This is a genomic window from Rathayibacter sp. AY1A2, from assembly GCF_002930935.1.
Classification (GTDB): domain Bacteria; phylum Actinomycetota; class Actinomycetes; order Actinomycetales; family Microbacteriaceae; genus Rathayibacter.
This window is the reverse complement of record NZ_PSTP01000025.1, coordinates 39643-48190: the sequence shown is the minus strand read 5'-3', so window position 1 is coordinate 48190 and position 8548 is coordinate 39643. Positions and strand designations below refer to the sequence as shown.

Sequence of the window (8548 nt, the reverse complement as noted above, 5' to 3'; positions counted from 1 at the left end):
ACGATCGCGGCTGCAGCCGTCCTCTGCGCTTTCGTGTACTACGCCGGTCTGGCCGTCTTCCGGACCGAGGGGGACGTGCCGGCGGCCTCGGCCATCGACCTTCCGGCCGGAAGCGAGCTCGTCAGCGAGACCGTCGAGTGCGCCTCCGGTGGATGCTGGCGGCTGTTCTCGGTGCGCCCGCCCGACGCGATGACTCCCGAGCAGCTGTCGAGCGAGCTTGGAACGACGCCGCAAGCGCGCATCGCAGGAACGCTCTGGGACCCGCGCACCATCACGGTCAGTTCCGCCATAGAGGGACCTCTCCTGAAGGTGCGGGCCGATTACTGGTCCCAAGAGTTCATCCCCTAACCACGCGCGCGAAGCGCGGTGCACCGCCGGCGTGACACGGACCACGGAACGGGCGCCGCATCCGTTCCGTATGGGGATCGTTCGGCGGGCGCGGATCGCGCAGGTGATCCTCGACCGCACCGCGCCATTGGACACGAAGTTTCAGCGCGGCGACCTTCGGGGATGTGTCGCGCAGTTCCTATCTGCCGCCGCGTTGCGCCTCACGGCGCATGAGGACCACGAACCCGACGATGACGAAAAGGACGACGAACACCACGGAGATGATCGGCCAGTAGGTCACGAAGAACCAGATGATGGCTAAGGGCACCAGGATAATCGCGCTGGGATCAGGCATCCGGCGTTCCCTCGTGCCCCGTCGGCCGAAGGAGCGGGTCGAATGGGTGCTGCCCGTTTTTGCAGGAGCTGCTCATGACGCGGGTCACCTCGTAGGAGAGCGCGGCGAGCGTGCTCTCCACGCGAAGGCCGGTGCCGGTGCCTGGCGATGGCCTCCGTTCGCGGCGCTGCGGCGTCACTGTTCCGTGCTGGAGGGCGACACTCGAGCGGCTGCAAGCTGTCGGATGCCAGGATCACCGACACCGAGGATCAGGATGCTCTCGATGTTGCCGATCGTTTCGGGATCGAAGATCTGCAGCTCTTGGTCAGCATCTGCTGTCAGCGAGCCGACTTCGCTCCCTACGTCCACAGGGAACCTCAACTCGCCGTCGTTGTCCTCGAGCGGAGCGCTCGTGACGAAGACCCGCGGTTCGGTTGCTCTGGTCAGGCTCAGCCCACTGAGAGACAGCCACACTGTCCCGTCATCTCGCTCCTCGATCAGCAGATCACCGCTCGCGTCGTTGGACACGCTCTCGAGTGCTGTACGGATAGGTAGCTGCTCCAGAAGCGACTGGGCGGCGGGAGAGTCTGTTGCATCAGAATCGTCCGTGGGAGTGCTCGTAGGAAGGCTGGGAGCGGCGGACGTCGCCGAGGGACTGGCGACGGAGGTTCCATCGAGGGGTGCCGTGCAGCCGGCCAGGGCGAGAACGAGCCCGGTCGCAGCGACCACGGCCGAAAGCCGACCGATCGCGTTCGTGTCTGTCATGGTTCGTGCTGCTCCGTCCGTCGAACTGTCGCTCAGCCTACGCAGGGCGCGATTCTCATCACCGTGCCGAGGGGTCTCTGCGGAGCCAGTGGTGGGAAAGCCTTCCGATCGAATCGTCGTTCGAGCAACGACCGGGCGTTAGTCGCGCTCCGCGCCTACCCTTCCTGGCATCGTGAGCCAGAGGATGAGGGTGAGGAGGAGGCCGATGATGCCGCTGGCGAGCAGCGCGGCGACGGCGAAGGCGGAAGCGCCGAAGGACCCCTGAGCATCGTTGCTCATATCCACGGGCCTGAACCATTAGATGACGGCTCCGACGATGAACAGCAGGCTGGCGACGAGGGCGCCGATGCAGGTGTCTTGCCGCACCTTTTCTTCGGACCCGTCGCCTGAGAGGTTGACGAGCCAGAGGATCCCGATCACGGCGGGAGCGCCGGCGAGGAACGCTAGAAACACGGGTTCTCCTAGTTGGTAACGGGTCGCGACGGTATTTGCACTGGGGGCAGGCGCTGCATGAGGTGGTCGACGGTACGACGGGTGTCTATGCGCGCAGATCCCGTTCGAAGGCGAGGCGGAGCCGGCGCTCGTACTCGTCCTGCTCCATCGGCACCACCGCGGCGAGCAACTCCTCCAGTCGCTCCTGGTCCGCGCCTGCCACGGAGACCACGGCGTTGTCGATGAGTCGGGCGAGCATCGGGGAGCCATCCACCTCGAGCACCCAGACGCCGTCGTCCCGACGGTCGCAGGTGTTCCCCGCTGTCCCCGCCAGCTCGGGATTCGTGTACAGGCTGCAGACCTGGCTCTCGAGCGAGAACTCCGGGTTGAAGCGGTTCGTGAGGATCGTGATGTCGCCCGGGTCGGGAAGGTAGTCGGTGTCCTGTCGCGCGAGAGGATCCTCCGACGCCCGGATGGAGGACTCGTACTGCCCGATGACGACTGCCGTCGTCGTGAGCCGATCGGACTCGAACGGCACGACGGACGAATCGAGCCGCGCTTCGTACTCCGCCTCCTGTGAAGCGCGCGCGGCAGCGGACCGCCCGAGCACCGTCTGCACCACGGGCGATGCCACTGTCGCGAGGAGGGCTACGGTCGCCACGGCTCCAACGATTCGGGCGCGACCCGGATGGACGACGAGCGACCCGAATGCCGCCACGGCGCCGAGCAGCAGCGGAAGGGCGGCGAGGAGGGGAGCCGGGAGCGGCGGGGCATCGGTCACGAGCGGTGTGACCACGGCGGCGAGTGTCGCAAGAGTCAGCAGCGCACCGAGCACGAGATTTGCGCCGGCATGCAGGCGACCCGTGACGGCCCGGGACACGATCAGCAGGAGCGCAGTGGCGATGAGCGGCAGGAGGACGAACGCGGCCAGACCGGCGTACCCGGCGTACAGCAACGGCACGGCGAGGAGCGATCCGGCGAAGGCGACGGCGCCGACTGCGATACCCGCCAAGCCTGCGTGCGCGATCGCCGAGGCAGGATCGGGCGCAGTTGCCATCGGGCCCCCTCCCTGCCGCTGCCCCGAGTGTAGAGAGTGACCGGTTTTCCTGCCCAGCACGCAGGACCCGCCTTGCTCGGCTGCGCGAGCACGCAGCGTATGCCAGTGAAAGGCATAGTCACAGGAGCGGGGTGCGCCATCGCTAAACCCTGCTCTTCCGCATCGCCATCTCGGGTCGACTGCTCAGGCCGTCCCGTTAGAGGGTCGTCATCCGTCCGCCCAGGATGGCCGCGCATGAGACCGGAATCTCGCGGCGCTGTTTGTCGCAATAGACCCGCCCGATGAAATGCCCGATGATGGGGCGTCAACTGACACACTGAGCGCATGGCAGCTCTCGTGGGATACGCCCGCGTCTCAACCGACAAGCAAGATGCGACCGCGCAGCGCGACGCACTCCGGGCGGCCGGCGTCCCATCCGATCGGATCTACGTCGATTCCGGTCTGACGGGCCGGAACCGCGAGCGTCCCGCGCTGCGGGAGGCGCTGGCTGCGTGCGACGCCGGATCGACTCTGCTCGTGACGAAGCTCGACCGGCTCGCGCGGTCCATCACAGACGCTCGCGACATCGTTGATGAGCTGACCCGCCGCGGGGTGAAGCTCAGCATCGGGGGGTCGGTCCATGATCCGGAGGATCCGATCGGCCGGCTGCTGTTCAACGTGCTCGCGATGGTCGCGGAGTTCGAGGGGGACCTGATTCGCGCCCGCACGCGTGAGGGGATGAAGGTCGCGAAGGCCAAGGGGCGTCTGCGTGGCCGTCAGCCGAAGCTGTCGCCGAAGATCGAGGCGCATCTGGTCGCAGAGCATCGTGCCGGGAACTACACCGTTGCCGAGCTCGCGGCGGAGTTCAAGGTCGCGCGTTCGACGGTCTATCGGGCGGTGCAGCGGGCTGATGCGCGCGCCGCTGGCGCCGTCGCCCTGGCGCTGCCGACGGAGGGCGCGTGATGTCGGGGGCGGAGAGGGAACCTGCGCTGGTGCCGGAGAGGGTGGAAGTGCTGCCCGGGTGGTCTGCGCGTACACGTGTTCTCAACACCGGGTGGGGAACTCTCGCCCAGGCGATCGCCTGGATCTGGCTCGTCATCGGGTTCGCGGTCCTTCCTCCGGGATCGCGTCTGCCCCTTTTCGTGCCGCTGGTGCTGTTCTTCGCCGCTCTCGCTTGGTCAATGATCTGTCTCGCGATCGGCACATCCAGGGTCACCGCTGAGAAGGAAGCCGGTTACACGACCCTGGGGTTCGGGCGCATCTCGGTTCCTACGGTGGATTCGAGAACCGGTGTCATCCTGCGGGAGGCAGGCGAGCCGCATCTGGACTGGAAGACTGCGGCGCTACTTCGGCGACAAGCGAGGAACAAATGACCAATGCCGTGACCGTTTCTGCGATTCCTGCTCTCCGGGTTCGTTGGTTTCCGCTCGTGCTCGCGGTCGGTGCCGTCGTCGCGCAGCACTTCTTCGTTCTGAGCCGGAGCGGGTCATATTCGGTGGTCGCTGTCATCGATGGGGCTCTAGTGGTTTTGGCGGTGGGGCTCTTCCTCTGGGCGAGGGCGTCAGCCGGGCGATCCGCGCGGAGGGTGGCGGAACTTGATCCCGGGACCTCGAGGGAGGGTTTCGCGTGCGTCTACCATCAGCACCTGCGGTTGCTGGTGAGGGGCTTGGACCCGGACGTCAGCATGGGGTCCTACCCGGTCGTTCATCTGGACGAGACCGGGCTGAGCATCCTGTCGCAGGCGAATGCGCGGCGGGTCACCTTCCCGTGGTCGCGGGTCGCGTCCGTCCGGCCGACGCCGCTGCTCGACCGGTTCTTCATCCGGCGGGCGATCGAGGTCGTCCTCGAGGAGGGCGGATCGGTCGTGCTCGCCCCCTACGGTGACCCTTCGTTCTACGGCATGAAGGCCGCCGATGACGCGAGGTTCAGTGCGATCTTGACCGCGATCAGCTCGAGGTCCATCGAGGGGCGGTCGGCGTGAGGCCCGGTTGGTGGTCGTAGGCGGACGTCATGAGCTTGTCGGAGGCGCCCGCGTCTCGACGGATAAGCAGGACGCGCAGGCGCAGCGCGACGCGCTGGTCGCGGCCGGTGTGCCGGCGGAGCGGATCTACGTTGACGTCGGCCTCACCGGCAGCAACCGCGTGCGGCCCGCGCTGCGCGAGGTCCTAGCTGCGTGCGACGCCGGCTCGACTCTGTTCGTGACGAAGCTCGACCGGCTCACCCGCTCGATCACAGACGCTCGCGGCATCGTGGACGAGCTCACGCGCAGGGGAGTGCGATTGAACATTGGCGGGTCGCTGCACGACCCGAATGACCCGATCGGGCGGCTGCTGTTCGACGTGCTGGCGATGATCGCGGAGTTCGAGGGCGACCTGATCCGCGCGCCCGCAGTCGAGTTAGCGACGCTCCGGGACGTCGATGGACGCCCTACTCGGGCCAGACCGCGAGGGGTGGCCGCACGGCGCGTTCGGGTTCGTCGGTGACGGTGACGCGGGTGAAGCCGGCCGCGTGCGCCATCGCAATCAGGACCAGCTCGGCCGCGTCGTGGTCGAGGTCGATAAGTGCCGTCCTGAGTTCGAGGGAGGCGCCGCTACTGAGTGCGGCAGCAACGCGCAGCACACTCAGTGATGACGGGGTGAGGTCGGCGGTGGAGTGGTGCGCGTCGAGCGCTGTCGTGGTCCAGACTTCGGCCGCCGTGGCGCCTGTGGCGGCGGCTGTCACCGCGGCGAGCAGGACGTCGAAGTCGATCGCCCAGGTGTCCCACGCGCGATCGTGCAGCACCCACGGGGCGGTCTCGTCCGCGAGGCCCGAGCGGATGAGGAGTTCGACGGCGGCGGATCGCGCGTCGTCTCCAAACGCCCAGGTGCGCAACTGCTGATCCTTATCCTCGGTCATGCTCACTCCGTCATCCTGCCGGGCGCCTGTGGTGCGGTCGGGGTCCCGCTGTCCACCTGTGTGCAGGCCAGCCCGGAGGAGAGAGCTGGACTGTGCACAGGTGGTCAGGGGGCGTCCGCGATCTAGTCGTGGTGTTCGTTCTCGACCGGCGTCGGCTCCGCCGGAGCGGTCATGCGGGAGCTGCGCCGCGCACGTGCCGGCGCAGCGCTCTTGCCCGGAGCGCGGGCGCCGGTTGCGCGCAGATCCTTGTCGCTCCATCCGGAGGCGAGCGCAGCGTCCCATGCTTTGCCGTGCGCGTCGCGGGCGTCCTTGAGCTGCTGTTCGGCCGCGTCGACGTCGTTGGTCGCGGCGACCAACGACCGGACGGCGTTCACACGCACCTCGACCGAGCGCTCGAGGATCTCGCGTGCGGACGCTGCTGCGGATTCGGGGTCGATCATCTTGTCTGCCATGCCCCGCAGATTAACGGAGCGCGCTGCGCCTGTCATGCCCCGATCCTGCTGCGCGGATCGAGCGCCCACCACCTGCGGTTATCGAAGTGTTATCGGCTCAATCGAAGGAGCAAGCTGTCAACATAGGTGTCCTAAGTTGCTTGCCGGCCTGGCGCTGCGCTGGGCCGGTGCGCATACTAGTCGTATGGTCCCCGCTAGTTGGCGGGTTCGCTGCGCTGGGCCGAAGGACGGGGATGTAATGACGGAGTCGAGCCGGTTGTTCGGTCGGAAGCGTCGTCCGAACGTTCCGCCGGAGCAGCGTCGGGAGAAGAAGTACGTCGTGCGGGTGTCCCCGGATGAGGATGCGATGTTGCGTGCTCGCGCCGAGGTTCTTGATGTGACGGTGCCGCGGTTAATGTTCGAGGCGGCGATCGATCCGCAGGTGCGCTCGGACGTGGAGTGGAAGTCGGTCGGTTCGGAGCTGATGCAGCTGCGGACTCTGATGGGACGGCTTTCGAGCAACATGAATCAGCTCGCTCGCTTCGCGAACACCGAGGGCCGTTTCCCGGAGGAAGCAGTGCAGGTGGCGGCGGAGTACCGGGCATTGGTGCCGCGGGTGAACGAGACGCTGCGACGACTGGCCGGCCAGTGATCCCGAACGTCACGTACGGCGGGGACATGGGCGGTCTCGTGCGCTACCTCGCGGGGGAGGGGCGCGCGAACGAGCACACCGAACAGCACTTGATCGCGGGGGACCCGGCGATCATGGCGATGCACGGTGAGAGCGTCCTCGATCGGGCCGAGGCCGCCGCGATCGCGGCGGAGTTGAACGAGTACAAGAACTTCTTCGGCGTCGAGGTGACCCGCCAGGAGAAGGTGTTCGACAAGAACTCCGGCGAGCAGATCGGCAGCAAGCGCGTCGCCGCCGATGTCTGGCACTGCTCCCTCTCGCTGCGTGCGGAGGAGGGGCAGCTCACCGATGAGCAGTGGGGACGGATAGCGACCGATTTCGTGGACCGGATGGGGTTCGCCGGCGAGTCCTCCGGGAAAGCCGACTGCCGGTGGATCGCCGTGCGGCACGGGCTGTCGAAGAACGGCAACGACCACATCCACATCGCTGTCTCCGCGGTGCGCGCCGACGGGACGAAGGCGCACGTCGCTTACGACAAGGCGCTCTCGCAGAGGGTCAGCCGTCAGCTCGAGAAGGAGTACGGGCTCGAACCGTTGCACGCGCCCGAGCGTGAGCTGGGGGAGCGCGGCGTGCAGCCCGGCGCGCGCGAGTCCGCGCAGCGCCGCGGCGCCGTCGAGGTCGACGCTCACCGACTCGAGCGCGCGGTCCGCTCGTCGGCATCAGCGTCAGCGGATGAGGCGGAGTTCGTACGCCGGATGCGCCAGGCAGGCGTGCTCATCCGCCCGCGCTACGCGGCGGGCCGCGACGACGTCGTCGCCGGCTACTCGGTCGCCTTGCGTCCCGAGAAGGGTGCGCCGGTGGTGTGGCACGGTGGCGGGAAGCTCGCCCGAGATCTCACTCTCCCGGAGCTGCGGAAGGGTTGGCCGGACTCCCCGCAGTCCGCGCAGACGGCAGTCGATGAGTGGCGCGCGACAGCGAAGAACCCGTGGCGCTACGAGCCCGTCGCGCCCGGCCGCGAAGCGACCGAGCTCTCCAGTGATCTCTACTCCTCCTACGCGGAGGACATGGGGAGGCTGCACGACTATTTGAGTCGAGTGGACCCCTCCGATCGCGCGACCTGGGCACACGCAGCCCGCGAAGCATCCGGCGCCTACGCCGCATGGTCGCGGCGCCTCGAGTCGACACCCGGGCCACTCGCTGAAGCGTCACGGACCCTTGCCCGCTCCGCGCATCTGCGTGCGCATGAGTCGACGCCGCGGCCGGCGGGGATGCCGTCGATGGCCGGCACGACGATGCTGATCCTCGCGACCGCCGGGAAGCGGAACAAGGCCGCCGAGGAGGCCATGCTGCTGCGCCAGATCGTGCGAACCACGCGCGCGATCATGGACGCCCACAAGGCTGCCGGCGACGCTCGCCGTACCCGCGAGCTCGCGGGGACGATCCGGAACCAGCTGAAGACGGTCCACGAGGGCTACAGCGCGCAGATCCAGAAGAACGCCTGGGACGCCCTGCCCGAGGACACCCGCCGCGCCCGCGCGACGGTACAGGCGAGCTTCGCGACCGGGACTCCTGTGCCGACGAAACTCACCAAGGCCGAGCCGAACGTCACCACGACCGCTGCTCCGCAGCGCGGCGCCGAGCCGCGCGAGCGCGACGGACACGACCGCTAGACCGACACCAGTGAAGGGGAGGCATCA

Annotated in this window: 12 protein-coding genes and 1 pseudogene; 6 read left to right on the top strand and 7 right to left on the bottom strand. The window is 67.7% G+C overall.

The genetic code is table 11. From position 1 onward, the window contains the following. A pseudogene (locus C5B93_RS17385) lies at positions 1 to 348 on the top strand (hypothetical protein); the annotation flags it as partial. Positions 349 to 526: 178 nt separating this feature from the next. Here C5B93_RS17385 and C5B93_RS17380 read toward each other — a convergent pair. The 5 genes from C5B93_RS17380 to C5B93_RS15620 form a co-directional block, all read right to left on the bottom strand. Next, on the bottom strand, positions 527 to 682 hold the full coding sequence (locus C5B93_RS17380) for a hypothetical protein (protein WP_181068416.1): 156 nt from the start codon (positions 680 to 682) through the stop codon (positions 527 to 529). A 174-nt stretch (positions 683 to 856) separates the two neighbouring features. Continuing rightward, on the bottom strand, positions 857 to 1426 hold the full coding sequence (locus tag C5B93_RS17040; protein WP_146078522.1) for a hypothetical protein: 570 nt from the start codon (positions 1424 to 1426) through the stop codon (positions 857 to 859). Positions 1427 to 1564: 138 nt separating this feature from the next. Further along, on the bottom strand, positions 1565 to 1705 hold the full coding sequence (locus C5B93_RS17375) for a hypothetical protein (protein WP_181068415.1): 141 nt from the start codon (positions 1703 to 1705) through the stop codon (positions 1565 to 1567). A gap of 18 nt (positions 1706 to 1723) precedes the next feature. Beyond that, entirely contained in the window at positions 1724 to 1879 is a 156-nt protein-coding gene (locus C5B93_RS17370; protein ID WP_181068414.1) for a hypothetical protein, read from the bottom strand. A gap of 85 nt (positions 1880 to 1964) precedes the next feature. Continuing rightward, positions 1965 to 2975, bottom strand: coding sequence for a hypothetical protein (locus C5B93_RS15620; RefSeq protein ID WP_146078521.1), 1011 nt, complete (start codon positions 2973 to 2975; stop codon positions 1965 to 1967). 264 nt (positions 2976 to 3239) lie between these two features. On the opposite strand from C5B93_RS15620, the gene C5B93_RS15615 reads away from it, so the two are divergent. From C5B93_RS15615 to C5B93_RS15600, 3 genes are all read left to right on the top strand, one after another. Next, positions 3240 to 3857, top strand: a complete 618-nt coding sequence (locus tag C5B93_RS15615; RefSeq protein ID WP_104292875.1) for a recombinase family protein — start codon at positions 3240 to 3242, stop codon at positions 3855 to 3857. A gap of 406 nt (positions 3858 to 4263) precedes the next feature. After that, positions 4264 to 4875, top strand: a complete 612-nt coding sequence (locus tag C5B93_RS15605) for a hypothetical protein (protein WP_104248343.1) — start codon at positions 4264 to 4266, stop codon at positions 4873 to 4875. A gap of 10 nt (positions 4876 to 4885) precedes the next feature. Then, positions 4886 to 5377 carry a recombinase family protein gene (locus C5B93_RS15600; protein ID WP_104292873.1) on the top strand — a complete coding sequence of 164 codons (492 nt, stop codon included), beginning with the start codon at positions 4886 to 4888 and terminating at the stop codon, positions 5375 to 5377. Here the strand turns inward: C5B93_RS15600 and C5B93_RS15595 are convergent. Together C5B93_RS15595 and C5B93_RS15590 are read right to left on the bottom strand one after the other, a co-directional pair. Next, positions 5322 to 5795, bottom strand: a complete 474-nt coding sequence (locus C5B93_RS15595; protein ID WP_104292872.1) for a hypothetical protein — start codon at positions 5793 to 5795, stop codon at positions 5322 to 5324. The two genes, C5B93_RS15600 and C5B93_RS15595, sit on opposite strands and share 56 nt — an antisense overlap. A gap of 116 nt (positions 5796 to 5911) precedes the next feature. Beyond that, positions 5912 to 6241 (bottom strand): hypothetical protein, encoded by a 330-nt coding sequence (locus tag C5B93_RS15590; RefSeq protein ID WP_104292871.1) that lies wholly within the window; start codon positions 6239 to 6241, stop codon positions 5912 to 5914. 238 nt (positions 6242 to 6479) lie between these two features. Here C5B93_RS15590 and C5B93_RS15585 point away from each other — a divergent pair, with 238 nt between their 5' ends. Then, positions 6480 to 6872, top strand: a complete 393-nt coding sequence (locus tag C5B93_RS15585) for a plasmid mobilization relaxosome protein MobC (protein WP_104292870.1) — start codon at positions 6480 to 6482, stop codon at positions 6870 to 6872. Between the two features lie 26 nt (positions 6873 to 6898). Beyond that, on the top strand, positions 6899 to 8521 hold the full coding sequence (locus C5B93_RS17035) for a relaxase/mobilization nuclease domain-containing protein (protein ID WP_146078519.1): 1623 nt from the start codon (positions 6899 to 6901) through the stop codon (positions 8519 to 8521). Positions 8522 to 8548: the final 27 nt, after the last annotated feature.

Excerpts from the sequence above, each read along its gene's own strand:
- C5B93_RS15615 (WP_104292875.1), top strand. The coding sequence starts at position 3,240 with ATGGCAGCTCTCGTGGGATACGCCCGCGTCTCAACCGACAAGCAAGAT.
- C5B93_RS15585 (WP_104292870.1), top strand. The coding sequence starts at position 6,480 with ATGACGGAGTCGAGCCGGTTGTTCGGTCGGAAGCGTCGTCCGAACGTT.
- C5B93_RS17375 (WP_181068415.1), bottom strand. The coding sequence starts at position 1,705 with ATGAGCAACGATGCTCAGGGGTCCTTCGGCGCTTCCGCCTTCGCCGTC.
- C5B93_RS17035 (WP_146078519.1), top strand. The coding sequence starts at position 6,899 with ATGGGCGGTCTCGTGCGCTACCTCGCGGGGGAGGGGCGCGCGAACGAG.
- C5B93_RS17380 (WP_181068416.1), bottom strand. The coding sequence starts at position 682 with ATGCCTGATCCCAGCGCGATTATCCTGGTGCCCTTAGCCATCATCTGG.
- C5B93_RS15605 (WP_104248343.1), top strand. The coding sequence starts at position 4,264 with ATGACCAATGCCGTGACCGTTTCTGCGATTCCTGCTCTCCGGGTTCGT.
- C5B93_RS17040 (WP_146078522.1), bottom strand. The coding sequence starts at position 1,426 with ATGACAGACACGAACGCGATCGGTCGGCTTTCGGCCGTGGTCGCTGCG.
- C5B93_RS15590 (WP_104292871.1), bottom strand. The coding sequence starts at position 6,241 with ATGGCAGACAAGATGATCGACCCCGAATCCGCAGCAGCGTCCGCACGC.